Consider the following 24033-nt stretch of genomic DNA (forward strand, 5'->3'; position numbering starts at 1 on the left):
AGGCTCATCCTTTCCTTGCGTTCCTTTTCTCCTCTGCCAGCCGCTTGATGGCCAGCTCGATGTTGCCGCCGAGCTTCTCCGCCATGCGCTGCACCTCCACCTTCTCGCTCTCTTCGGTGGTGTAACAGAGGTATTCCTCCAACGAGGTTTCCGTTGCATACACCGCCGACTGCACGCCGCCAAGCCCGAACCACACCTCCTTGTACTTGCGCGTCGGGTCGTTGGACATGTTCACCGAAAGAATCTGCCCCTTCTCCTTGTCCGTCAGCCCGAGCAGCGTCTGTATCTGGTCGAACTTGTTCAGGTATTTCCGCTGGTCAAGGAGAATCTTGCAGTCCGAGTTGTTGATGATGCTCTCTTTCACTATCGGCGAGGAGATGATGTCCTCCACTTCCTGCGTGACCACCACCGCCTCCCCGTAGAACTTGCGGACGGTCTTGTAGAGGTAGCGGATGTAGTCCGCCATGTTCGCCGAGGCGATGGCCTTCCACGCTTCCTCGATGACCACCATCTTACGGATGCCTTTCAGACGGCGCATCTTGTTGATGAACAGTTCCATGATGATGATGGTCGTGACGGGGAACAGGATGGGATGGTCCTTTATCTGGTCGATTTCGAAGACGATGAAGCGTTTCGTCAGCAGGTCAAGCTGCTTGTCCGAGTTGAGCAGGAAGTCGTACTCGCCGCCCTGGTAATAGGGTTCCAGCACATTCAGGAAGCCCGCCAAATCAAAGTCCTTCTCCCGTACCTGCTTCTCCTCCAGTATCCGCCGGTAGTCCGACTTCACGAACTCGTAGAAGGTGTTGAACGAGGGTTCTTCCACTTCCCCCGAGCGGATGCGCTCGATGTAGAGCGACACGGCGTTGGACAGCGCCACCTCCTCCGAGCGCGTGGCCGGTTCGTTGTCCTTCTTCCACAGGGTGAGCAGCAGCGTCTTGATGCTCTCCCGCTTCTCGATGTCGAACACCCGGTCGTCGGTGTAGAACGGGTTGAAGGCTATCGGGTGCTCGTCGGTGTAGGTGAAGTAGATGCCGTCCTCGCCCCTGGTTTTCTGGTGTATCAGCGAGCAAAGCCCCTCATACGAGTTTCCCGTATCCACCAGCACGATGTGCGTGCCCTGTTCGTAATATTGGCGGACAAGGTGGTTCATGAAGAACGACTTGCCACTACCCGAACCGCCCAGCACGAACTTGTTGCGGTTGGTGGTGATGCCCCGTTTCATCGGCAGGTCGGAGATGTCCACGTGCAGCGGTTTCCCGCTGATGCGGTCTGACATCTTCAGTCCGAAAGGGGAAAGCGAACTGCGGTAGTTCGTTTCCTCCGTCCAGAAGCAGACGGCCTGCTCGATGAAGGTATAGAATGATTCCTCCGCCGGGAAGTCTGCGGCGTTGCCCGGCATCCCCGCCCAATAGAGCGTGGCGGCATCCACTGTGTCGTGGCGCGGTTTGCACTCCATTGCGGCAATCTGGCTGCCCGTGTCGTTGCGGATGACCTTCACTTCGTCCGGGTTGTCCGTCCACGTGATGACATTGCAATGGCAGCGCACCGAGGTCAGCCCGTAGGAATGCGCGTCGTTCAGGTACAGGTCTATCCATTCCTTGTTGATTTGGTTGCTCCGCGAATAGCGCGAGAGCGACTGCATGTTGCGTGCCGTCTTCTCGAAGCGTTGCAGGTTCTCCGCGCTGTCGTCGATGAAGAGGTACTGGTTGTAGATGTGGTTGCATGGGAGCAGCAGCCCCACCGGGCTGGCGAAGGAGAGGCGGCAGTCCGACCGGTCTGTGGAGAGCCGTTCATAGCGGCTGTCCGTACCGACCCGGCCCGGCAGCGCGTCCAGTTCCGAGAGCGTATAGACCGACAGCCGTTTGTCGCCGATGCGCACCCCCTCGTCGCCCAGTTCGATGTCCTCCAGCGTGCCGGTGTCCTCCAGCGACAGGCAGAGGTATTTCTCCAGCAGGCCGGACTGTTCCTCCGTGCCGGTTACCTCGTCGCCCGACAGACGGCGCAGTCTGACCAGTCCCGTGTCGTTTACAATGCGGGCGAACTGCCCGGCGGCATCTAAAAAACGTGCCGCCGTGTCCCGGTTCACTTCCTTGGGGATGATAAAGCCCCGGCACAACGACGAGAAGCTGCTCTGCATCCGCATCCGCTCCTTGGTCGTCTTGGTCAGATACAAGTAGCAGCAGTGGTTCAGGAAAGGCCGTTCGTTGAAGTGCAGTTCATAGCTCCGCGAGAGGAAGCCGAGCTTTTCGCCCTCCGTCCGGCTGCGGTAGTGTTCCTTCACGAACCAGTCCTGCTTGTGTACCACCGTGTAGTCGGGCAGCACCTTAACCGCTTTGCACCATGCCGCATGGATGGCGGCATATTCGGCAGAGGTTACCGTGAACAGTTCGGGAAGCTCCACTTCGAAGGCCACGGTGATGTCCGCGTCTTTCGAGACGATGCAATCCGACTCGACGGCCAGCAGCGGGAACTTGCTTTCCAACGTGGCGGCTTTCAATATATTTCTCATAGGCTTCTCTTTGGGGTGAATAACTTCCGGACGCTAATCCGGTTAATCAGGTATCGCGGGTGCTGCCGTTTGGCGAGCCGTTTCATCAGCCCGTGCTCGCCGTACTTGGCGTTCAGGCGGAATGTGAGCCATACCAGTATCGATGCGGATACCGCGCCAAAGGCGATGCACACCCATTGACCTGTTCCTGCCATGTACATCACGATGAACACCACGAACACGGCAAGCAGTCCTCCGGCGAAGATGAACAGGTATTGTGCCTTCAGCCCCTTGAACTCCGCGCTCTGCCCGATGCCCTTGTTCAGTTCATATTCCATAATCCTATTCTATATATTATTTATGTATAGGGATTAGAGGAAGAACGAGCGCAGGATGGTGGCGGCGACTATCAGGAAGATGCACGCCCCGAACCACGAGGCGGCGGTCTTGCTCGTATCCGGGTCACCCGAACTGAACTTGTTATATACCTTGATGCCTCCTATCAGGCCGACCACCGCACCGATGGCATAGACGAGTTTCGTTCCCGGGTCGAAGTACGAGGTGACCATCTGCGTGGCTTCCGTGATGCCCGCTTGTCCGTTACCTTGCGCATAGAGCGCACCGGCTGCCATCAGGCAAACCGCCATGAAAAAGATTCTCTTTGTTGTGTTCATAAAAAGTTGGTTTTATGCGGATAGACCGCTGTTAAACAATGTCGTCAATGGAAAAATCACCGGGTACGATACTCTCGGCGGGAGGCTCTGGTTGCCGTATCCGGCGGTAGTCCGCCAGATGCAGCTCGATGAGCGAGGCGATGCGCCGTTCCCGTTCCGCATCCCCGGCGGTGAGCTGGTCGAACATCGGCGTGCCCTTGAGTTCGGCAAGTGCACGTCCGGCCTGCTGCCGTTCTGCTTCGGTGGCGGTGCTGTCATCCATCGCCATGCGCACTGCCAACCCCATGTCCTCGAAACGGAGGCCTGTAGCTTTGGGAGCATAGCCTTCCAGCATTTCATCTTCGTCTATTGGAGGCTCACCGGCATCCGTTTCCCGGTATTCCATCGGTTCGTCCTGCCCCTCCACAGGTTCCAGCCCGCCTTCGGCAAAGAGCGCGTCCAGCTCGTCGGCGGACACCACCTTGGGGTATCGTTCCGATTCCGCTGCAAAAGTACCCGCTTCGACTTCCGGTTTCACGGTTTCCGTTTTCTCGGGTACTTGTGGCGTGGAGTGGCACAGGGAAAATGTGCTTTTGCCTAAAATATCTTCCGCGTCGGCTACTTTACGGGGCAGCGTTTCCTCGCTTTCGCGCTGCCTTTTCCGGCGTTCATGCCGCTCATACAGGAGATAGGCGGCTGTCCAGAGCAGGTAGCCCACGACGCATAGCGTGATAAAGGTTGTCATAGATGATTGTTTTTTAAAAGATTCCCGTATTCCGTTGCTTGTATTCGCGTTCGATGTCCCCCTGCCAGTCGGCAAAATGCTTCTCTAACACATTGTCCACGTAGCTGAACAACGATACCCGGTTGCCTCCGATGGTCTGCACGATGCGCTGTATCCGCTCGTGGAACTCCTTGCGCAGATAGATGGTCTTGCCTAACCGGGCGCATACGGGAGACTCGTGGATGAACAGGCGGAGGTATTCGCTCTCATGGGCTGGCTTGATGTCCGGCTGTTCCGTTTGGCGGGGTGCGGGCGTTTCCGGCTCCACCGTAGGAGGGACGGCCAGAGCGGGCCGTTCTTCCTTGAACGAGGCGACGATGGAGCTTTCGTCCAGTTCCGTCAGGCTGATTTTCTTCCGTTCTCCCATAGCCTACCTCCCGATAATGGTGAGTATCTCTTCCGTTATCTCCCGGATATGGCTTCCTTTGGCGAGCGTGCCGTCCACGGGGAACAGCGTCGAGCGGAACACCGCCTTGTGTTCCCCCGTCAGTTCGCGCCGGAACCGCTTGCTGTCGGGCAGGAAGGTCTGCAGCACCTGCAATCCCAGCTCCCGGATGATTTCCTCATATACCCTGTAGAGTTCCGACTTCTCGCGCCCGTCCACCATGTTCCACAGCAGGTACAGCCCCTTGATGTTCGTCTTGCCCGTGTCCATTAGCGTGTCCTTCAGCTTGGTGGCGAAACGCAGTGTGCTTTCCATCACCACCCGGTCTGCCGCGATGGGCGAGAAAATGTAGTCCATGTTCGCCAGCGTCCGCAGCACGCCGCCGCTGTTTACCGTGCCGGGCAGGTCGAAGAACACGATGTCCGTGCCGGGCAGCTTCTCCAATAGTCCTTCCGCCTTTTCCACGGCATCCTCCGCCGTGCCCTCGACGACCGGGTAGGCCTTCTTGCCGATACGTTGCAGTTGGCGGTAGGCCATCGCCTTGTAGTGTTCGTCCTCCATGACGGTTTTCAAGTCGCGCTTGCGCATTTCGGCGATGCTGTGCTGCGGATAGTCGCAGTCCACCACCGCCACGTTCAGCCCTTTCACGTAGTGCAGGTAGCTGGCCGCCAGCACCGTCAGGGTCGTCTTGCCCGCCCCTCCCTTCTGGGTGGAGAAGGCGATGTAAAGTGTTTCTTTTTCTGTTGGCATAACCGTTCCGTTTCAAATGATGCGGCAAAGGAAAAGAGAAACGGGAACGGTGGAAAAGGATTTCACGCTTCGGGGCGCGAGTGGCTCGGCTTTGGCGTGGAGTGGCTGGCTGGTTGGTCATACATCTGATTGTCCGGATAGTCCGTTGGACATCCGTATGATTGCCGGGTGGAATGGCTGATGTGTCGGTGGCTGGTATGGTTGGACGGTTGTTTGTGCCGTTAGCCGCTTGATAGGTTGTCTTGTTCTGCAACTGCCCGGCTGTCGGTACGGTTGGATGTCGGGCTGGCTGGTCAGTCGGCTGTCCCAACGTTGCAACAGGGTATGGGTTCCTATCGGAATTATCCTCAGGGCAAAGTGGCTGTCCTATGGCATAATGTGGCCGGCTGGGATGTTGTGTGGCAACCGGCTCCGCTTCCTACCTTTGCGGCATGAATCCGTCGGCGTGGCCGGAGGCTTACCGTCCGGTTATCGTCCGCTTTCCCCGAAAGCGCTTTTCCCCACCGGTGGGGAAAACGTATGTTCGCCAGAACATAGCAAGCTGTGTTTTTTGCAGCACGCATCCGCTTCTGCCGCAAAAAACGCTTGCCCTTGCAGGGGGCGCAATTTGGCTCCGAAGTCGCAAATTGTAAGGATGGGGCATAACGGCGGCACGGCCACGGACGGGCAGGTTTCACCTTTTAATGACAGCAAGCATGAATGAACAACAGCAACACCCGAAAAGAAGGAAAGGCGGACGGACACCCAAGTCCGCGCCCGCCTTCCACCGCGAGACCGTCAATCTCGACGCCGCGCAGCACGCCCGGTTCCTCACCCTTTACGAGCAGTCCGGCCTTTCGTCCAAGTCGAAGTTCATCGCCGCGCGTATCTTCGGCGACAGCTTCCGGGTCATACGCACCGACCGGGGCACGATGGAGTATGTGGCCAAGCTCACCGCCCTGTACCAGCAGTACCGAGCTATCGGTGTGAACTACAACCAGGCGGTCAAGGAACTGCATGTGCATTTTACCGAGAAAAAGGCGTTGGCATTGCTCTATAAATTGGAGAAGCTGACCCTCGAACTGGTGGCGCTCAGCCGCCGCATTGTCGGACTTTCCGAAGAACTCAGGCGGCATGGTGGCGAAAATCAGCACGGGTAAGGACTTGTACGGTGCGTTGGCTTACAACCAGACGAAGGTGGAGAATGGGCACGCGAAGATATTGGATGCCAACCTGCTTCCGTACCCGGAGGACGGGCGTTTCCGCATGGGCGGAACAATGGAGGCTTTCACGGCATGGCTTCCCTCGCACTACCGCACCGAGAAGCCGGTCATCCACATCTCGCTCAATCCGCATCCCGACGATGCATTGACCGACGGGCAGCTTGCCGCCATCGGCAGGGAGTACATGGAGCAGTTGGGCTACGGCAACCAGCCTTTTCTTATCTTCAAGCACGAGGACATCGACCGCCACCACATCCACATCGTGTCCCTGCGCGTGGACAGCGGGGGCAGGAAGATTTCCGACCGCTTCGAGCACCGCCGGAGCAAGGAAATAACCGAGCAGTTGGAACTGAAGTACGAGCTGCATCCGGCAGAGGGGCAGAAGAAGGCGGAGGAGTGGAAGCTCCGCCCGGTGGATGCGACGAAGGGCGACATACGCCGGCAGATAGCTGATACCGTCAAGCCGTTGCTCAAGCTCTACCGCTTCCAGTCGATGGGCGAGTTCCGGGCGTTGCTCTCTTTATATAACATAGGCATGGAGGAAGTCTGGGGCGAAGCGGGCGGACGCGCCTATCACGGCATTGTCTATACGGCATTGGATGCGGACGGGAACAAGGTGGCGACCCCCATCAAGTCGGCAAGGCTGGGCAGGATGGCGGGTGCGGAGGGCTTGCAACGGCGCATGGAGTGGTCAGCCTCGCGCATCAGGGCGGACGGTTGCCGCGAGCGGCTGCGCCCTCTGTTGGCCGATGCGTTGCGCAAGGCCGGGGATGAAGTGGATTTCCGCCGCCGTCTGGCTGTCATGAACATGGACTTGGTGCTACGCCGCAATGAATCTGGCAGGATTTACGGGGTAACCTTCATCGACCACACGAGCCGTACCGTGCTCAACGGCTCCCGGCTCGGCAAGGAGTTCTCCGCCAATGCCTTGGAAGCGCGTTTCAACGTGGCGCAGCCCGGACTGTCGGAAGAGGTACAGCCACATATAGCAACATCTGCGCCGGAACCCGATACGGACGGTAAGGTACTGGGAGGGCTGTTGTCCGTCATTGAGCCGGAAACCGGTGCCGTTCCGCGCTATCCGCGCCTGCACAAGCCTGACAAGAAGAAACGCCGCCGCAGGTACGGGCGGCAGGACTGAATGCAGCCCGGATAACATTCAACCGAATTTCAATCACCGTTAAAACAAGTATAACTTATGTCACAGGAAGATGATTTGAGAGGGCTGGCCAAGGTCATGGACTTCATGCGTGCCCTCAGCGTATTGTTCGTCATAGTCAATGTATATTGGTTCTGCTACCCCTCGATGAAGGAATGGAACATCGACATCGGGGTGGTGGACAGGATACTGCTCAATTTCCAGCGGACGACCGGGCTGTTCTCGTCCATTCTTTGGACAAAGCTGTTCGCCCTTGTGTTCCTCGCGCTCTCCTGCTTGGGGACAAAAGGCGTGAAAGAGGAAAAGATTAAGTGGCCGCATATCTGGGCGGCGCTTGCCGCCGGTATCGTGCTGTTCTTCTTCAATTGGTGGCTGCTTGCCCTGCCGCTGCCCCTTTCGGCGCGTACCGGTTTCTATCTGCTCACCTTATCCGCAGGCTACGGCTGCCTCTTGGCCGCCGGGGTATGGATGTCCCGCCTGCTCCGGCAGAACTTGATGGAGGATGTGTTCAACAACGAGAACGAATCCTTCATGCAGGAGACACGGCTCATCGAGAACGAGTATTCCGTCAATCTGCCCACCCGCTTCTGGTACAGGAAAAAGATGTGGCACGGCTGGATAAACGTGGTGAACCCTTTCCGTGCTTCCATTGTCTTGGGCACGCCGGGCAGCGGCAAATCCTTTGCCGTGGTCAATTCCTATATCAAACAGCAGATTGAGAAGGGCTATGCCACCTATATTTACGACTTCAAGTTTCCGGACTTGAGCACCATCGCCTACAACCACCTGCTCCGCCATCTGGACGGCTACAAGGTCAGGCCGAAGTTCTATGTCATCAACTTCGACGACCCCTCGCGCAGCCACCGCTGCAACCCGCTCAACCCGAAGTTCATGACCGACATCTCCGATGCCTACGAGAGTTCCTACAACATCATGCTCAACCTTAACCGGACTTGGGCGGCCAAGCAGGGCGACTTCTTCGTCGAGTCGCCCACCATCTTATTTGCTGCAATTATTTGGTTTTTACGCATTTACAAAAACGGAAAGTATTGCACCTTCCCCCATGCGGTCGAGTTCCTGAACAAGCCCTACGAGCAGATTTTCCCCATCATGTCCTCCTATCCCGAACTGGAGAACTACCTCAGCCCTTTCCTCGACGCATGGCTCGCCGGGGCTGCCGACCAGCTCATGGGGCAGATTGCTTCGGCCAAGATACCGCTCTCGCGCATGATTTCCCCGGCACTCTATTGGGTGATGTCCGCCGACGAGTTCTCCCTCGACATCAACAATCCCGACGAGCCGAAGGTACTCTGCATCGGCAACAACCCCGACCGGCAGGCCATCTACGGGGCGGCGCTCGGACTGTACAACTCGCGCATCGTCAAACTGGTGAACAAGAAGGGCAAACTGAAAAGCTCCATCATCATCGACGAGCTGCCCACCGTGTTCATCAAGGGGCTGGATAACCTTATCGCCACCGCGCGTAGCAACAAGGTGGCCGTGCTGCTGGGCTTTCAGGACTTCTCGCAGCTCATCCGCGACTATACCGACAAGGAGGCGAAGGTCATCATCAACACCGTCGGCAACATCTTCTCCGGGCAGGTGGTGGGCGAGACGGCCAAGACGCTCTCCGAGCGCTTCGGCAAGATTCTCCAGAAACGGCAGTCCATCTCCATCAACCGCAACGATGTGTCCACCTCCATCTCCACCCAGATGGACAGCCTTATCCCGCCGAGCAAGATTTCCTCGCTGACGCAGGGCATGTTTGTCGGTTCGGTGGCGGACAACTTCGGCGAGAAAATCGAGCAGAAGATTTTCCATTGCGAGATTGTGGTCGATGCCAAGAAGGTGGCGGAAGAAGAAAGGACTTACCAGAAGATACCCGTCATCACCGACTTCCGGGATGCCGACGGCATCGACCGCATGAAGGAAATGGTGCAGGAGAACTACAACCGCATTAAGGAGGAAGCCCGGCAGATTGTCGCCGACGAACTGGAACGTATCGGGAGTGACCCGAATCTGAAGCACCTGCTGGAACTGAACAAACAGGCGTAGGCTACTTGTTCCGCCGGTATTGCTTCTCGTCGTCCGTGTCCATCTTCCGCAGCAGGACTTCCCGGAGCCGGTCGATGAAATAGGTGCGGTCGTCGCCTTTCCGACGCCGCATCCGGGCATAGTAGCTCGAAGCGTTTTTCACGTCCACGCCGAGCACGCCGCACACGTATTCCACCACTTGCTTGAGTGTGATTTCGCCGTTATTGAACAGCTTCAGTTCATGGCAGGCATAAAGTATTTCTATCAGATGAATTATGTCATCCGTCCAGCGGATAGATGCCGAATTTGCGGGAAAATTTTTTCCTCCGGATTCTTCTTTTACAGGAGGATTCTTGCATACCCATTCAATGGCGGAATCCGTGTATTGGATGGCCGCATGGATATGTGCCCGGCAATGTTCATGCCGGTATTTGTTTACCAAGAGGATGACTTTAATATGGTTCAACCAGAAATAGACTTTTCCCAAAGGGTTGTTATCCATACAATGACAGAGTATTGCATGGGCAAAATCCTCGAAAGCGTCGTTGAGTTCATCAATGCTGACTTGGGAAGCATTGAGCAGACGGATATATTTCAAATTATGTATAGGTTCCATTAACATTGCAGCTTGTTAAAAGCCACAAAGTTAGGCTCTATATGCGAGAAATGAATTCTTTATTTGGCTCAACAGATTGTTTAAAATGTCCAAATCAGAATTGTCGAAAACGGGTGATGAGATTACCGGGAGTGTCGCCAAGATACTTCTTGCAGAAAGAATTGAAATAGCTGGCAGACGAAAAATTGCATCGGTCGGCGATTTCAAAAGGGAGAAACTTGCTGAACTGAATCAGATACATTACCTGTTCCTTACGCTGTTTCAACATCCATTTGTATGGAGAGGTATGGAAATGTTCACTAAACAGTCGTTTGAACGTGGAATAGGAATATCCGCAAAGGGCGGCCAGTTCCTTTACATCTTTGGCTTCACTATGATGCTTGAATACGGAATCGATGAAACTGTATTGGTGAAGAGGTTCTGCCAATTTAATCAGGATGTCTATTTCTTTATGGACTTTTTCATTTAGGATGTTTTGATGTGCAATAATGCGTTGTTGATAAAGATATTTGTCTATAAGACATACAATGGGAGATAGACGAACAAAATCACTCAACATATAAAGGATGAACGACAATGTTTTTAATTCTTCTATTCGTTTTTCTTCTATGTATTGTTGTGCAATAGAAATGAGGAATAAAACGGTCTTTTCTTCAGAAGAAAGACATGTTATTAGGAGATATTGCTGATAATCTGCATAATCAGAACAAAGATATATTTTGTTTTGAATTAATACAGAGGCTATGTCATTGATAATTGGGTTTTCTGTTGTCAATGGCATTAATTTGTTATCTTGCACAAGCAGTTCGAGATAATTGGAATGTTCCAGTGATGCTACCGTTCGGATGAAAATACCCGAATGTAGAATTTCTTGGGGTAAATTACCATATAAGAAATCACGAACTGTCATTGTATCCTTGCATTTGATTAGTAATTTATTATTTGTTTCTATTCCATTTTCAATGTTTTTCACACCTTCCTTAAAACTGCGTACTCCTTTTCCTTGACCTTTCATCAGTTCGGGGATTTTTTGATTTTATGGAATTTACTGTTATTCCATCATATCACTGGCCCAACTTTGTATAGTATTCCGGCTTGCTCTGTTCAGCAGCTTGCCGTCCTATCATTCCAAGCTGGGATAAGTTTTCCGTAATTCTTTTACGCTATTGCTTATGCCACTACCGCTAGAAGTGGCAAACGGAATGAACACTTTGTCTTTCAGGTCATGGCTCTCAATGAATATGTTCATCAATAATAAGTTTCATGGAACAGCAGGTCAAAATACAGGGTGTCATTCCGGAAGTATATCATGATTTTATTTTCCCTCGCCAACCAGCCGATGGCAAATGCCAAATCTGTTGGATTTAATTCTGTTAGTTCAACCAGTTCCTTCATCGAAACGGTTTTGTTATCACGCAACGTGCGCCATACAACGCCCGCATTTTTACCAATCATATTTTTATACATACGTTTGAGTTTTTAGTGATTACAACTACTATTCCTGACCATTCACTTTGTAAAGGTGGAGGTCATTCGCAACCTCCACCTACCGCGTGATATAAGTCTATCACGCCTTGTATCTTCTCAAAGTGGTCTTGCGCCTGTGTCAATTCCGCGTTGAGCAGGTTCTGGCGGGCGGTCAGCACTTCCAGATAATTGGTGGACGAGTGCCGCATCAGCAAACTGGTTTTACGCACCACTTCACGCAGGGCGGCAATCTGTCCGCTGTCGTAGTCAAGGCGGATACGGGCAGACTGCCAACGGGTTAAGGCATCATTTACTTCCTTTCCGGCATCCAGCAGGGATTGACGGAAAAGCAACAGTGCTTCCTCTTGCTGGGCTTTGGCTTGCCGGAGATTGGCAATGTTCGCTCCTTTATTGAATAATGGCTGTACCAAAGAGCCGACGGCGTTCAACAGCCAACTGCCGGGATTGACTACGATGCCCCCTGCATTGTTCGTCCAACCTGCCGAGCCTGACAAGTTAATGCTGGGGTAGAAAGCGGAACGGGCTGCACTGGTGGCGTAATAGGCTTGCGCTAAGTTCGTTTCCGCCTGTCGCACATCGGGACGGTTTGCCAACAACGCTATCGGTATTCCTGCGGACAAGGTATCTGGGAACTCTTGCTTTTCCAACGTACCTCGTTCTATATCCCGTGACGGGGATGCCAGCAATGCGAACAGGCTGTTTTCCGTCTGGCGGATGTCTTGCAGAGTGGTTGTGATGGAGGCTTCCAACGCCAGACGGCTTGCTCGTGCTTGGAGTACAGCCGCGTCATTCGCTTGTCCGGCACGTTTCAAGGCTTCAAGCGTCCGCTCCGTTTCCTCCCAACTATCCAAGGTCTGCTCGCTGATGGCAAGCTGACGGTCGAGCATCAGCAGGGTGTAATAACTGTTGGCAATAGTGGCTATCAGTTGTGTCCGTACCGCCTGTTCATAAGCACGGCTACCTTCCAGCGCAGTTTGCGCACCGCGTTTGGCATTGGTCACTTTCCCGAATAGGTCTATTTCCCAACTGGCAGAGCCTGCCAAGTTATAGGTTTTGGCAGGTTTGCCGCCATCAATGCTGCTCAATCCGCCGTCCGCGTTCAATGAAAGTGAGGGAAGGTAAGAGAGCCGTGCGCCTAATAGCACCGCTTCCGCCGCTTCCACCCGTGTACGGGCTATGCGCAAGTCGGTGTTTTGCGCCAACCCTTCCTTTATCAGGGCTTGCAGGCAAGTGTCGGTGAAAAGTTTGTCCCAAGCGACTGTGGCAATGGACGCCGAGTCGGTTGGCTCCACATCCCTATACAGTCCTTCTGTGTTTATTTCGGGACGGGAATAAGGTTTGTAGATGGAGCAGCCGCCGAGGACAGCCGCCGCTCCAATCATCATCGTTATTATATATATGTGTTTCATATTCATTTTTTCTTATCTAAATTCTCTATTTCCGCTTGTATAGCCCAATCTGTTTCTTGCCGTGAAGCCTGTACCGGCCTTATTTTTTCTTGCAGATATTGGAATACGATAAACAGCACAGGAACGAACAGGAGCAATGCCACCGTGCCGACTAGCATACCTCCGACCACGCCCGATGCCAATGAACGGCAACCATTCGCACCCACACCGTGTGCCACCATCAAGGGCAACAATCCGAGCACCATTGCCGCGACGGTCATCAGGATGGGGCGCAGACGGTCTTTTGCAGCCATATACGCGGATTGTACCAGCGACATACCCGCTTGCCGACGTTTCACGGCGTATTCCGTTTGCAGGATGGCGGTCTTTGCCAGCAAACCGATGAGCATAATCAGTCCGGTCTGCATATAGATGTTGTTCTCCAACCCGAAGATTTGCGCGAACACGAAACTGCCCAATAACCCGAAAGGCACGGACAGGATAATGGAGAACGGGATGAGGAAACTTTCGTACAGGGCGCACAATATCAGATAAATCAGCACGAAACAGATGGCGAAGATAATCGTCACGTTATTCGTCGTCTGGCTTTCCTCACGCGAGATGCCTCCGTATTCATATCCGAAGTTGGCTGGCAATACTTTTTCCGCCGTCTCTTTCACGGCATTCAGCGCATCTCCTGAACTGTACCCATCGGCAGGCGTTCCGTTGATTGCGATGGAATTATAAAGGTTGAAACGCGCCACATCCTGCGGTCCGTAAGTCTTAGTCAGCCGGACAAACTGGGACAGCGGTGTCATTTCTTCGCCCACACGCACATAGATATGGTTCAACGATTCGGGCGTGACACGATACTTCGGGTCTGCCTGTATCTGCACCCTATACAATTTGGAGAAGCGGTTGAAATTGGACACATAGCTTCCTCCATAATATCCCGACAGCGTTTCCAGTATCTGGGCGGTGGTGATGCCTGCCTGTTCACACTTGGCTGCATCGATGTCCACCCAGTATTGCGGATAATTAGTTTCGAAAGCTGAGTATGCCATAGCAATCTCCGGACGTTCGTTCAAAGCTGCCACAAACTGGTCGGCCACCTGCTTGAACTCGTCCAGACTGCCACCCATCTTGTCTTGCAGATACAGTTCAAATCCGTTGCCCATACCGTAACCGGGAATCATCGGCGGGGTCATCGCGAATAGTTGCGCATCGGGTATTTCTGGCGCAAAGGCATAAACGCTGTTGGCTATTTCCTGTGCCGACTGTCCCGGTTCGTTGCGCTCGCTCCAATCCTTCAATGAGAGGAAGCAAATACCCATTGACGGGCCAGCCCCGGTAAAGGAAAAACCGGCAATGTTGCCATTGTATTCCACACCCGGAATCTGTTCCAAGTGTTTGTTCACCTCAGCCATAATCCGTTGGTTCTCTTTCATAGATGTGCCCGGCTTAGCGTTCATACTGACCATTACCGAACCCATATCCTCATCTGGGATAAGTCCGGTCTTGGTGGTGCGTATCAAGAATACGAGCAAGACCAACGACAGCCCGATGGTGCTCCACATCAGCCATTTCCGTTTGACGAAGAACAAGACACCACGCAAGTAACGTCCCGAAACGGCTTCAAACGCCGCATTGAACGCCTTGCGGAAACGGGCGGCGAAATTATCTTTCGTCTTGCCCTGCTCGTCTTTGTACGGACGAAGCAGCATAGCACAAAGTGCGGGCGAAAGGGTGAACGCGTTGATGGCGGATATACCTACTGACACTGCCATTGTTATACCAAACTGCTTATAGAACTCGCCGGATGTACCTCCCATCATTGACACGGGAATGAATACCGCCATAAAGATGAGCGTAGAAGTAAGAATGGCGGAAGACACGTTCCGCATGGCATCGTTGGCTGCCATATAGGACGAGCGATAGCCTACATCAAATCTCGCCTGCACCGCCTCGACCACGATAATGGCATCATCGACCACCGTACCGATGGCAAGCACCAGCGCGAACAAGGTCAGCAGGTTGATGGAGAACCCCGCTAAGGACATCACGGCAAAGGTTCCCACAATGGAAACCACAATGCTGATGGTAGGAATCAACGTGGAACGGATGTCCTGCAAGAACACATAGACTACCAGCACCACCAGAATGAGTGCTTCCAGCAGAGTCTTCAATACAACATTCATCGAGGCGTGTAGAAAACGGTTGGTGTCGCTCAGTGTAACAAATTCCAATCCGGCAGGCAAATCCTTGCTTATTTCTGCCAAGGTAGCGTCAATCTCGTCGATGGTGGCGGAAGCGTTAGACCCTGCTTTCTGGTATATCGTCGCCATCGAAGACGGAAGCCCGTTCATCTCCGTGGCGTAGTCATAGGCTTCATCCCCCAATTCGATTTCCGCCACTTCTTTTAGGCGCAGCACCTCGCCATTGGGCAGCGAGCGGACAACCAACTCACCGAACTCTTCGGGTGTGGAAAGGCGTCCGCGGTATTTCATCGTGTATTGATAGGCGTTGTCGTGGTTCTCGCCGAAAGCACCGGTTGCCGCCTCGATGTTCTGCGCGTTCAACACCGCCGTAATATCCGAAGGGATGAGCTTGTATTGCGCCATCTTGTCGGGATTCATCCAGATGCGCATACTGTAATTAGAGCCGAATATCATCATATTGCCCACGCCGCCGATGCGCTTGATGCGAGGCTCTACATTGATTTTCATATAATTGTTCAGGAACTGGCGGTCGTATTTCCCTTCTGGCGAATAGAGGGCGAATGTCTTCAGTTCGGCATTCTGCTGCTTCATCGTAGTCACGCCGATGCGCGTCACTTCGGCAGGAAGCAGGCTCAGGGCGGTGGAAACGCGGTTCTGCACGTTCACGGCTGCCATATCAGCATCGCTGCCTTGCTTGAAATAGACATTGATGGTGGCCATCCCGCTGTTGGAGGCAGTCGATGTGATGTAAGTCATATCTTCCACGCCGTTGATGGCTTCTTCCAACGGGACGATGACGGATTTCTGTACGGTTTCCGCGTTGGCTCCCGGATAGGTGGTGTACACCTGTATGGTAGGCGGTGCGATGTCGGGATACTGTTCTACGGGTAGGTTGAATATGGCAATGACTCCCATCAGCACAATCAGCACCGAGATGACGATGGACAATACCGGGCGGTCTATAAAAAGTCTCAGGTTCATAAGGCTATTTCTCCTTTCTTTCGTCTTTTAGGGTAATCTGCATACCATCGCGCAGCGTACCGACACCTTCTATCACGATTATATCTCCTGCGGCCAGCCCCGAGCGGACAATGTATTGCTTGCCGTCATTCAGCTTCTCCACCTTGATTTCAACGGCAGATACGGTATGGTCTTCCGCTACCTTATAGGCCAAAATCTTGTCTTGCAGTTCGGTGGTGGCGGTCTGCGGTATGACAATGGCGGCATCGTCGCGGTGGGGAATGATGACGTTGCCGATGCCTCCACTCAACAGTAGGCGGTCTTCGTTGGGGAAGACACTTCTCACAGATACCGTACCCGTCTGTTGGTTGATGACACCGCTGATGCTTTCTATACGTCCTTCCCCGGAATACAGCGTCCCGTCGTTCAGTCGCAGGGAGATGGAGGGCATCTTCCGGATAAGGCTGTCCGGCGAGCCATATTCACGGAGCAAGGTACGCAACTGGTTCTCGGTCATCGAGAAATAAACATACATCGAGGAATTGTCCGACACGGTGGTAAGGGGCTGCGGAAGCGATGCGCCAACCAATGCCCCTACCCGATAGGGAAGCGTCCCCACCACACCATCGGAAGGGCTTTTCACTTCCGTATAAGACAGATTGTTACGCGCGTCCGTTTCCTGTGCACGTGCCTGTTCCAGCGAGGCTTCCGCTACGGCAAGCGCGTTCCGTGCCGTGGAAAGGTCGTATTCCGACACCACCTGCTCCGCGAACAACTGCTGCTTGCTGGTGTAGTCCAAACGGGCGGTTTCCACCTGCGCTTCTGCCGCATGGACGTTGGCTATCGCCGTGCGGAGAGCTGCTTGGTAAGGCACTTGGTCGATGACAAACATCACCTCGCCTTTCCTGACCTTCTGCCCCTCGGTGACACAAAGCCGAGTAATCTTGCCGGACACTTGCGGATAGATTTCAATATCCTGCCTTCCACGGATGGAAGCGGAATAGCTCTCATTAATCTCTACCGGCCCTGCGGAGACGGTTATCACCTCGCACATCGTCGGTACATTTCCTCCTGTTTCCTGTTGCTTACAGGCAACCAAAGAAACCATACATCCTATGAGGATGGCTCCAATTGCTGTTCTTTTCATGTTCATTTGAAAACCATTAAATTTGATTTTAGCAACTGCAAAGAAAGCGTCCGAAGGAGAAAATGGCAACGGTCCTTTGCGCGAAGCGGTAGAATTAGTGCGTGAAGCGTAAATAGGCGCGGATGGGGCGAAACTGCTTTTTAACTACAGTCCCCAGCGGGGACAGCATCAATCCTACAGGATAACCGCTTTCCCCGGCGGGGACAACACGAATCCTGCTGGAGAAGCACTATTCCCAGCGGGGACAGCATCAATCCCACAGGATAAGCACTTTCCCCGGCGGGGACAACACAAATCCTGCCGGAAAAGCACTATTCCCAGCGGGGGACAGCATCAATCTTGCAGGATAAGCACTTTCCCCGTTGGCAATTCCCGCTCCGTCCTGCCATTCCGACGCTTCACGCGCCATTATCGCTGTTTCCTGCTTGATGGACTTGATTCACTTCCCGGACGGGCGTAATTTTGTCGGCGTGGAAATAAAAGCAGACGTTATGAACGATAATAAAGAAAATGTTAAGACCCTCGTGTTAGAGGTTATCAAGCATCAAGGTGATTCATCTTTTCAGCATTGGATGGAATGCACGGGACTGGAGTTTGTGGAACTGTCATCCGTTATCGGAGCTTTGTTGGAAGACGGGAAGCTGGCTTTGCATACTGTGGAAGAGCGGTGTACAAAGCATCTGTACCAGCCTCACGACAAACAGATTTTTATCCGGTTTATGGAATTGCTCTCCAAATACTTTACCCAAGAAAGGCACGTGGAATTTTATGCGTCCAAAATGTGCATCACTCCCAAGTATCTGTCCACTACCGTGAAACAAGTGAGCGGAAAGACTCCCACTGCCTGGATTACAAACCGGACGATTGAAGAAATCAAGCACAGGCTGCTCCATACGCAAGACACGATTAAAGAAATAGCATATAGCCTTCATTTCCCCAACCTCTCTTTCTTCGGCAAGTTCTTCAAAAAGGAAACGGGGATGTCGCCCAAGCAATATCGTGCCAATAATATGCATTTATCCATCAGTCCGATTGGGGTGTTTGCGGAAAATTGTAATTTTATGCTCGAATAAAGAGATTTCTTATGGAGAAAACCATCGAAGGATATAAATTCGACCGACTAAGGAACCGTCTGCCACTGGTGGCTGCGGTATTTTTGCTTAGCTATCCGCTGTCATTCATCGTAGACAAGGAATATATCCTATGGCTGCTGAGCGGGGAAATGACTTGGACTGAATGCTTGGCGGACTTCGGGCTGACATTGCTGTCCAGTTTCCTGTTTGTGGAGATTTCCGTATTCTATTGCAAGCTGTTGCTCCGCTTTATGCCCTTTTCGCGCAATCCATATCGCAGTCTGTTCATTTACGCTGTACTGCTGCTTGTGCTCAATAATCTTACAGCCGTCGCATTCTCGTGGCTGACGGATATGGTTTACAATACGGAGGTTTCCTTTTTCCACGAAATGATGTATATGGTCAGTGCCATTGTAACATTCATTTCGTATGTTTATACAAACGCCCGGTATATGGAGGCCATCATAGATTCGGAAAATCAGAAGAAGAAATTGGAGATTAACTTGTTGAAGGAAAGCGAGCGCACCACGCAAATGCAGTTGGAAGTGCTGAAAGCGCAGATAGACCCGCATTTTATGTTCAATAATTTCAGTATTCTTTCCGAACTGATTGTGGAAGACCGCACATTAGCGGAGCGGTTCTTGGAGAACCTGTCAAGCGTCTATCGCTACGTCATCCAAAACTTGAAGCGCGACACCGTGCCGATAAGCGAGGAGTTGGCTTTCCTGCGTTCCTACATCTACCTGATAGGAATGCGCTATGAGGATGCTATCTGCATCGATGTGGATGAAAGGCTGGAACAAGCCTGCGGGCAAGTTCCTCCGGTCAGTTTCCAGTTGCTGGTGGAAAATGCTATCAAGCACAATCAATTGTCGGTGCGCCAACCGCTTCATATCCGTATCTTTCAGGAAGGGAACTACATAGTGGTAGAAAACGATTTGCGCCCTATGTCCTCCGAACTGTCCTCCACGGGCATCGGACAACGGAACATCGCCGAGCGTTACTTCTTGTTGTGCAAAGAAAAACCAATCATTGAGAAAAGTGAACATTCATATATAGTCAAATTGCCCATAATACCTAACGAGTATGAACATCCTTATCATAGAAGATGAAAAGCGGAACTTCAACCTGTTGAAAAGGCTGTTGGAGGAAATGGACGGCACATTCCGTATTGACGGACCATTGGCAAGCATCGTGGAAGCGGTGGAATGGTTGCAGACGCATCCCGCTCCCAATCTGATATTGGCGGATATCCGCCTGTCCGACGGACTAAGTTTTGATGTGCTGCGACAGACAGCCGTGCCATCACCTGTCATTTTTACTACTGCATACGACGAGTACGCCATTCAAGCCTTCAAGTATAACAGTTTCGATTACTTGCTGAAACCCGTCAAGCCTGACGAACTTGCCGCCGCCATCGGGAAAGTGCGCCGCGCGAACACTCCGCAAACCAACGGCGAGGATATGCGCCAATTGTTGGAATATATGCGCCGCAGTAATTATCGTTATCGGGAACGTTTCCTTCTTCCTTACCGTGACGGTTATCTATCTGTACAGGTGAAAGACATCAGCCACATCGCTTTGGAAGAACGCAATACGCTCTTGTATCTGAAAAACGGCACGTCCGAAACCGTGCCCTATTCCCTTGATGAACTGGAAACCCAACTCAATCCCGATGCCTTTTTCCGTGCCAACCGTCAATATATCATTCATATAGACAGTATCCTGAGCATTAATAACTGGTTCAACTCCAAATTGAAGATTCATTTGAAGAAGTATCCCGATGTGGAAATCATCGTAAGCCGTGAAAGGGCTGCGGAATTGAAAGGGTGGCTGGACCGATAATAGAGTTTATATAGAATAAGGAATGGAAATTATGATTATCAAAGCCCTAAAACCTTATTCTATATATTCTCTATTGTCTAATAAGAATAAGTTCATTAATTGGGCAGGCCATCTAATAGGCAATCTGTTGCTATTAATAAATTTAGTGTTTTCATTTCTCACCTTGTACCGATTGATAGAGAGAGTCGTGTCTAATTTCTTGTGGCCACTTCACGCCACCCCATAGCCACTTGCCTCCCGTCCGCTTATTTCCCATTGCCTGACAAGGCTGTCCGTTTACTTTCGTGCCGCAATCAACTTATTGTTTCACGATTTAATTCATTTGTATATGGACAACCTCAAGGACATGAAAGACGAAGTGCTGGTAGTGACCAACGCTTCCGACGGCAACAACCCCCATGTGGTGGAGCGCATCGAACAGGACGGCTTATTGAAGACCCAGCCGCTGGCAAAGGCCAAGCCCGACGGCGATTTCCTGAAAATCGACCGCAGCGAATCCATCCTCGAAGCCTTCTTCTCCAATTTCAAACGGCAGTTTGACAACCCGTCCGACTTCCGTTTCTACCACATCCCGGCGGAACTGCTCGCTGCCGCCAAGGATATGGCGGACTTGTTCCGCAAGCCGGAAGAGAACGCGGCCATGATTGACGGGTACAGGTTAGACCCGGAACAGCACGTACAGAAACAGGACTTGCGGCAGGCTCCCGCCACCGAAGAACCCGCCCCGCAGCAATCCACGAAGTGGAGCATGGAGCAGGTGGACTGGCAGCAGCTCGCACGCATGGGCATCACGCCCGAATCGTTGGGCGAAATCGGTACGGCACGCTTGCTCAACGGGCATGAATCTGCCGTGCTTGACATCCGCACCAGCTTCGAGGGCATCAGCTTTGAAACACCGGCCTGCATCCGGCTGGTGGAATCGCCCGACGGAAAACCCGTACTCAACATCGAATGCTGCAAACGGTATCCGGATTTGAAGGAGTACATGGGGACGGAACTGCCCCAAGAAGTGCAGGACAACCTGCTGAAAACGAATAACGCCGGACGAACCATTGACATCCGCCAACCTGACGGTACGGTGGAGTCCTGTCTTCTGTCCTTCAATCCCAAGACCAACCGCCTGCACCACCTCCCCATGCAGGATATGAAGCAGGTACGTGAAATCAACGGCGTAACGCTGACCGAAGACCAGGGACTCCGCCTGATGAACGGCGAGTCCGTATTGGTCGGGGGCATGTGGTCCGAGCGGAGGCAGAAGCATTACGACGCACGCCTCCAGTATAATGTCTGCAAGGGCGGTTTCGATTACGACTTCCGGGGACTGAACCGCAAGGTGGAGCAAGGGCAAACGGAGCGGCAGGAAATCATCATCCCGCAAAAACTGAAAGGGGTGGAACTGACCCAAGAGCAGAAAGATGCGTTGAAGGCAGGCAAGGCGGCGTATGTCAAGGGTATGTCCGACAGTGGCGGAGGCACGTTTAACGCCTACGTGCGCCCCAATTACGAGAAGATGAAGTTCGACTTCTTCCGCTGGAATCCCGACAAGAGCCAAAAGCAGTCGCAGGGACAGACTGGCGGGCAGCCGAAACAATCCGCGCAGACGGCATCCCAGAACCGCCGTATCCGGAAGTCGGAGAAAAAGGGAGTCGGTGCATCACTCTGATTACTTACCTATAATATATAAGTGTATATGAAGAATGTCATCATCGCAGAAAAGCCGTCGGTGGCGCAAAGCATCGCGGCAATCGTAGGAGCAGGACAAAGGAAGGACGGGTATCTGGAAGGCAACGGCTGTGCCGTAACATGGGCTTTCGGGCATCTGGTCGGGCTGGCCATGCCCGAAGCCTACGGGTTTGCCGGTTTCCGGCGGGAGAACCTGCCCATACTGCCAGCCCAATTCACGCTCATCCCCCGCCAGAAGCGTGAGGGGAAGGAATACAAGGACGACCCCGGCGTGGTGCGCCAGTTGAACATCATCAAAGGACTGTTTGAGGGTGGCGACCGCATCATCGTGGCGACTGATGCCGGACGCGAAGGGGAGCTGATATTCAGATATATCTACCATTATTTAGGCTGCACCAAACCGTTTGTCCGCCTGTGGATAAGCAGCCTGACCGACAAGGCCATCCGCGAAGGGATGGAACGGTTGCTGCCGGGCAGCAATTATGATAATCTCTACCTTTCCGCCAAGGCACGCAGCGAAGCGGACTGGCTCATCGGTATCAACGGCTCGCAGGCGCTCAGCCTTGCCGCCGGGCGGGGCGTGTTCTCGCTCGGACGGGTACAGACACCCACATTGGCCATGATTTGCTCCCGTTATCTGGAGAACAAGTCGTTTGCCCCGAAGAAGTACATGCAGATACGCATCACGGTGGAGAAGGACGGCATCGCGTTCCATGCCACAGCGGAACAGCGTTACGAGAACAAAGCCGCCGCAGACAGTGCGTTGGGCGAAATGAAAGCGTGCGGCACGCTCCGCATAACGGCACTTGCCCGGCGGGAGGTCAAAGAAGAACCTCCGCTGCTCTATGACCTGACCGCCCTTCAGCGGGATGCCAACACCCGGCTGGACTTCCCCGCCGACCGCACGCTCTCCCTTGCGCAAAGCCTGTACGAGAAAAAGGTGCTGAGCTATCCGCGCACCGGCAGCCGGTACATTTCCGAAGACGTGTTCGAGGAAATCCCCTCGCGCATCGCCCTCTTGCGGCAACATCCGCGTTTCGGGCAGTATGCCGCATCGCTTTCCGGAGCACCGCTCAACCGCCGCAGCGTGGACGGAGGGAAAGTGACCGACCACCATGCGCTGATTGTAACCGAAAACCTGCCCTCCGGCCTTTCCAAAGACGAACAGGCCATCTACGACATGGTCGCCGCCCGTCTGCTCGAAGCCTTTTCCGCCCCCTGCATCAAGGAGGTGACGGAAATCCGTGCGGCGGTGGGCAGCAGCGAAGCGCAGGCCAAAGGCACGGTGGTCAAGTCCGCCGGATGGCGTGCCGTGCGCGGCGAAAAGGAAGAGGACGACGGCGGGGGTATGGCACTCCCAAATCTGGAACAGGACGAGACGCTCCCGGTAAAGGCACTCGAAGCGGTAGAGCGGCAGACCAAACCCAAGCCGCTGCACACCGAAAGCTCGCTGCTCTCGGCGATGGAGCATTGCGGCCGGGAGATTGACGACGAGCAGCTACGGGCGAGCATCCGCGAGACGGGCATCGGAACCCCTGCCACCCGTGCTGCCGTCATCGAAACGCTGTTCGCACGCGGTTATATCCGGAGGGAGAAGAAAAGCCTCGTGCCCACCGACAAAGGCATGGCGGTCTATGAAACGGTGAAGGACAAGAAGATTGCCAACATGGAAATGACCGCCGCATGGGAGGACACGCTGGCACGCATCGAATCGGGCGAGGCCGATGCTGCCGCCTTCCGGCGCGACATCGAGGCATATACCGCACAGATTGTAACCGAACTGTTGGAAACCAAAGTGTCCGTAGCGCCTTCGGAAAGCGAATACCCGTGTCCCAAATGCCGGAACAGCCGGGTGCTGTTCTTCCCCAAGGTCGTCAAATGCGCCGATGTGGACTGTGGCTTTACCCTCTTCCGTAACAAGGGCGGCAAGGAACTGTCGGACAAACAGCTTGCCGAACTCCTGACCAAAGGCAGAACCGGTGTTATCAAAGGTTTCAAAAGCAGGGATGGCAAGGCTTTCGACGCTTCATTGGTATTGCGCCCCGACTTCTCCGTGGGCTACGAGTTTGCCGACAAGAAACCATCCAAAGGCAAATCTTCCAAGAAATGACCCTCCCGACATCAACTCGGACTTGAAGCGGGATGAGGTCGGACTTGAT

Annotated in this window: 21 protein-coding genes; 8 read left to right on the forward strand and 13 right to left on the reverse strand. The window is 53.4% G+C overall.

The features are described from left to right. Positions 1 to 4 precede the first annotated feature (4 nt). The 6 genes from BQ7483_RS07230 to BQ7483_RS07255 are packed head-to-tail and all read right to left on the reverse strand — an operon-like array spanning position 5 to position 5060. A complete protein-coding gene (locus BQ7483_RS07230; protein ID WP_072545365.1) occupies positions 5 to 2509 on the reverse strand; it encodes a TraG family conjugative transposon ATPase in 2505 nt (834 codons plus the stop codon). Beyond that, the gene (locus BQ7483_RS07235; protein ID WP_071150627.1) at positions 2506 to 2826 is read right to left on the reverse strand and encodes a DUF4133 domain-containing protein; all 321 of its coding nucleotides are present in this window, start codon (positions 2824 to 2826) and stop codon (positions 2506 to 2508) included. The genes BQ7483_RS07230 and BQ7483_RS07235 overlap by 4 nt, the downstream gene beginning before the upstream one ends. A 33-nt stretch (positions 2827 to 2859) precedes the next feature. Then, on the reverse strand, positions 2860 to 3162 hold the full coding sequence (locus BQ7483_RS07240; RefSeq protein WP_072545366.1) for a DUF4134 domain-containing protein: 303 nt from the start codon (positions 3160 to 3162) through the stop codon (positions 2860 to 2862). A 31-nt stretch (positions 3163 to 3193) separates the two neighbouring features. Beyond that, positions 3194 to 3886 (reverse strand): conjugal transfer protein, encoded by a 693-nt coding sequence (locus BQ7483_RS07245; protein WP_072545367.1) that lies wholly within the window; start codon positions 3884 to 3886, stop codon positions 3194 to 3196. 13 nt (positions 3887 to 3899) lie between these two features. Then, positions 3900 to 4292: a DUF3408 domain-containing protein gene (locus BQ7483_RS07250; protein WP_072545368.1), complete on the reverse strand. Its 393-nt coding sequence runs from the start codon at positions 4290 to 4292 to the stop codon at positions 3900 to 3902. Positions 4293 to 4295: 3 nt separating this feature from the next. After that, positions 4296 to 5060 carry a ParA family protein gene (locus BQ7483_RS07255; protein ID WP_072545369.1) on the reverse strand — a complete coding sequence of 255 codons (765 nt, stop codon included), beginning with the start codon at positions 5058 to 5060 and terminating at the stop codon, positions 4296 to 4298. 695 nt (positions 5061 to 5755) lie between these two features. On the opposite strand from BQ7483_RS07255, the gene mobA reads away from it, so the two are divergent. Genes mobA through mobC form a run of 3 tightly spaced genes read left to right on the forward strand, consistent with a single transcriptional unit; the run spans position 5756 to position 9476 of the window. Continuing rightward, positions 5756 to 6199, forward strand: a complete 444-nt coding sequence (gene mobA, locus BQ7483_RS07260; RefSeq protein ID WP_071150632.1) for a conjugal transfer protein MobA — start codon at positions 5756 to 5758, stop codon at positions 6197 to 6199. Next, complete coding sequence (gene mobB, locus BQ7483_RS07265; protein WP_071150633.1) at positions 6174 to 7403, forward strand: conjugal transfer protein MobB; 1230 nt, start codon at positions 6174 to 6176, stop codon at positions 7401 to 7403. Before mobA ends, mobB begins: the two co-directional genes overlap by 26 nt. Before the next feature lie 57 nt (positions 7404 to 7460). Next, positions 7461 to 9476 carry a conjugal transfer protein MobC gene (gene mobC, locus BQ7483_RS07270; protein WP_071150634.1) on the forward strand — a complete coding sequence of 672 codons (2016 nt, stop codon included), beginning with the start codon at positions 7461 to 7463 and terminating at the stop codon, positions 9474 to 9476. A gap of 1 nt (position 9477) precedes the next feature. Here the strand turns inward: mobC and BQ7483_RS07275 are convergent, their stop codons facing one another. The 7 genes from BQ7483_RS07275 to BQ7483_RS07305 form a co-directional block, all read right to left on the reverse strand. Continuing rightward, positions 9478 to 10071: an RteC domain-containing protein gene (locus BQ7483_RS07275; protein WP_072545370.1), complete on the reverse strand. Its 594-nt coding sequence runs from the start codon at positions 10069 to 10071 to the stop codon at positions 9478 to 9480. Positions 10072 to 10165: 94 nt separating this feature from the next. After that, complete coding sequence (locus BQ7483_RS07280) at positions 10166 to 11086, reverse strand: helix-turn-helix transcriptional regulator (RefSeq protein ID WP_072545371.1); 921 nt, start codon at positions 11084 to 11086, stop codon at positions 10166 to 10168. 108 nt (positions 11087 to 11194) lie between these two features. After that, positions 11195 to 11320 (reverse strand): flavodoxin, encoded by a 126-nt coding sequence (locus BQ7483_RS07285; protein ID WP_083535673.1) that lies wholly within the window; start codon positions 11318 to 11320, stop codon positions 11195 to 11197. Continuing rightward, entirely contained in the window at positions 11320 to 11538 is a 219-nt protein-coding gene (locus tag BQ7483_RS07290) for a winged helix-turn-helix domain-containing protein (protein ID WP_072545372.1), read from the reverse strand. Before BQ7483_RS07290 ends, BQ7483_RS07285 begins: the two co-directional genes overlap by 1 nt. 62 nt (positions 11539 to 11600) lie before the next feature. Continuing rightward, positions 11601 to 12968 carry an efflux transporter outer membrane subunit gene (locus BQ7483_RS07295; RefSeq protein WP_072545473.1) on the reverse strand — a complete coding sequence of 456 codons (1368 nt, stop codon included), beginning with the start codon at positions 12966 to 12968 and terminating at the stop codon, positions 11601 to 11603. Positions 12969 to 12970: 2 nt separating this feature from the next. After that, positions 12971 to 16147: an efflux RND transporter permease subunit gene (locus BQ7483_RS07300; protein WP_072545373.1), complete on the reverse strand. Its 3177-nt coding sequence runs from the start codon at positions 16145 to 16147 to the stop codon at positions 12971 to 12973. 4 nt (positions 16148 to 16151) lie between these two features. Beyond that, positions 16152 to 17279 carry an efflux RND transporter periplasmic adaptor subunit gene (locus tag BQ7483_RS07305; protein ID WP_083535674.1) on the reverse strand — a complete coding sequence of 376 codons (1128 nt, stop codon included), beginning with the start codon at positions 17277 to 17279 and terminating at the stop codon, positions 16152 to 16154. A 485-nt stretch (positions 17280 to 17764) separates the two neighbouring features. Between BQ7483_RS07305 and BQ7483_RS07310 the strand changes: the two genes are divergently transcribed. The 5 genes from BQ7483_RS07310 (at position 17765) to topB (ending at position 23984) form a co-directional block, all read left to right on the forward strand. Continuing rightward, positions 17765 to 18346, forward strand: a complete 582-nt coding sequence (locus BQ7483_RS07310) for a helix-turn-helix domain-containing protein (RefSeq protein WP_162274248.1) — start codon at positions 17765 to 17767, stop codon at positions 18344 to 18346. An 11-nt stretch (positions 18347 to 18357) separates the two neighbouring features. Then, positions 18358 to 19458 (forward strand): sensor histidine kinase, encoded by a 1101-nt coding sequence (locus tag BQ7483_RS18010; protein ID WP_235847316.1) that lies wholly within the window; start codon positions 18358 to 18360, stop codon positions 19456 to 19458. Further along, positions 19433 to 20191: a LytR/AlgR family response regulator transcription factor gene (locus BQ7483_RS07320; RefSeq protein WP_072545375.1), complete on the forward strand. Its 759-nt coding sequence runs from the start codon at positions 19433 to 19435 to the stop codon at positions 20189 to 20191. The genes BQ7483_RS18010 and BQ7483_RS07320 overlap by 26 nt, the downstream gene beginning before the upstream one ends. Before the next feature lie 328 nt (positions 20192 to 20519). Further along, positions 20520 to 21854 carry a DUF3945 domain-containing protein gene (locus tag BQ7483_RS07325; protein WP_072545376.1) on the forward strand — a complete coding sequence of 445 codons (1335 nt, stop codon included), beginning with the start codon at positions 20520 to 20522 and terminating at the stop codon, positions 21852 to 21854. 27 nt (positions 21855 to 21881) lie between these two features. Continuing rightward, positions 21882 to 23984: a type IA DNA topoisomerase gene (topB, locus tag BQ7483_RS07330; protein ID WP_072545377.1), complete on the forward strand. Its 2103-nt coding sequence runs from the start codon at positions 21882 to 21884 to the stop codon at positions 23982 to 23984. Positions 23985 to 24033: the final 49 nt, after the last annotated feature.

The sequence above is a fragment of the Mediterranea massiliensis genome, from assembly GCF_900128475.1.
In the GTDB taxonomy this organism is placed as follows: domain Bacteria; phylum Bacteroidota; class Bacteroidia; order Bacteroidales; family Bacteroidaceae; genus Bacteroides; species Bacteroides massiliensis_E.

Bases quoted from the DNA above. Each gene is read 5' to 3' on its own strand.
- BQ7483_RS07230 (WP_072545365.1), bottom strand. From the start codon at position 2,509: ATGAGAAATATATTGAAAGCCGCCACGTTGGAAAGCAAGTTCCCGCTG.
- BQ7483_RS07235 (WP_071150627.1), bottom strand. From the start codon at position 2,826: ATGGAATATGAACTGAACAAGGGCATCGGGCAGAGCGCGGAGTTCAAG.
- BQ7483_RS07240 (WP_072545366.1), bottom strand. From the start codon at position 3,162: ATGAACACAACAAAGAGAATCTTTTTCATGGCGGTTTGCCTGATGGCA.
- BQ7483_RS07245 (WP_072545367.1), bottom strand. From the start codon at position 3,886: ATGACAACCTTTATCACGCTATGCGTCGTGGGCTACCTGCTCTGGACA.
- BQ7483_RS07250 (WP_072545368.1), bottom strand. From the start codon at position 4,292: ATGGGAGAACGGAAGAAAATCAGCCTGACGGAACTGGACGAAAGCTCC.
- BQ7483_RS07255 (WP_072545369.1), bottom strand. From the start codon at position 5,060: ATGCCAACAGAAAAAGAAACACTTTACATCGCCTTCTCCACCCAGAAG.
- mobA (WP_071150632.1), top strand. From the start codon at position 5,756: ATGAATGAACAACAGCAACACCCGAAAAGAAGGAAAGGCGGACGGACA.
- mobB (WP_071150633.1), top strand. From the start codon at position 6,174: ATGGTGGCGAAAATCAGCACGGGTAAGGACTTGTACGGTGCGTTGGCT.
- mobC (WP_071150634.1), top strand. From the start codon at position 7,461: ATGTCACAGGAAGATGATTTGAGAGGGCTGGCCAAGGTCATGGACTTC.
- BQ7483_RS07275 (WP_072545370.1), bottom strand. From the start codon at position 10,071: ATGGAACCTATACATAATTTGAAATATATCCGTCTGCTCAATGCTTCC.
- BQ7483_RS07280 (WP_072545371.1), bottom strand. From the start codon at position 11,086: ATGAAAGGTCAAGGAAAAGGAGTACGCAGTTTTAAGGAAGGTGTGAAA.
- BQ7483_RS07285 (WP_083535673.1), bottom strand. From the start codon at position 11,320: ATGAACATATTCATTGAGAGCCATGACCTGAAAGACAAAGTGTTCATT.
- BQ7483_RS07290 (WP_072545372.1), bottom strand. From the start codon at position 11,538: ATGTATAAAAATATGATTGGTAAAAATGCGGGCGTTGTATGGCGCACG.
- BQ7483_RS07295 (WP_072545473.1), bottom strand. From the start codon at position 12,968: ATGAAACACATATATATAATAACGATGATGATTGGAGCGGCGGCTGTC.
- BQ7483_RS07300 (WP_072545373.1), bottom strand. From the start codon at position 16,147: ATGAACCTGAGACTTTTTATAGACCGCCCGGTATTGTCCATCGTCATC.
- BQ7483_RS07305 (WP_083535674.1), bottom strand. From the start codon at position 17,279: ATGAACATGAAAAGAACAGCAATTGGAGCCATCCTCATAGGATGTATG.
- BQ7483_RS07310 (WP_162274248.1), top strand. From the start codon at position 17,765: ATGAACGATAATAAAGAAAATGTTAAGACCCTCGTGTTAGAGGTTATC.
- BQ7483_RS18010 (WP_235847316.1), top strand. From the start codon at position 18,358: ATGGAGAAAACCATCGAAGGATATAAATTCGACCGACTAAGGAACCGT.
- BQ7483_RS07320 (WP_072545375.1), top strand. From the start codon at position 19,433: ATGAACATCCTTATCATAGAAGATGAAAAGCGGAACTTCAACCTGTTG.
- BQ7483_RS07325 (WP_072545376.1), top strand. From the start codon at position 20,520: ATGGACAACCTCAAGGACATGAAAGACGAAGTGCTGGTAGTGACCAAC.
- topB (WP_072545377.1), top strand. From the start codon at position 21,882: ATGAAGAATGTCATCATCGCAGAAAAGCCGTCGGTGGCGCAAAGCATC.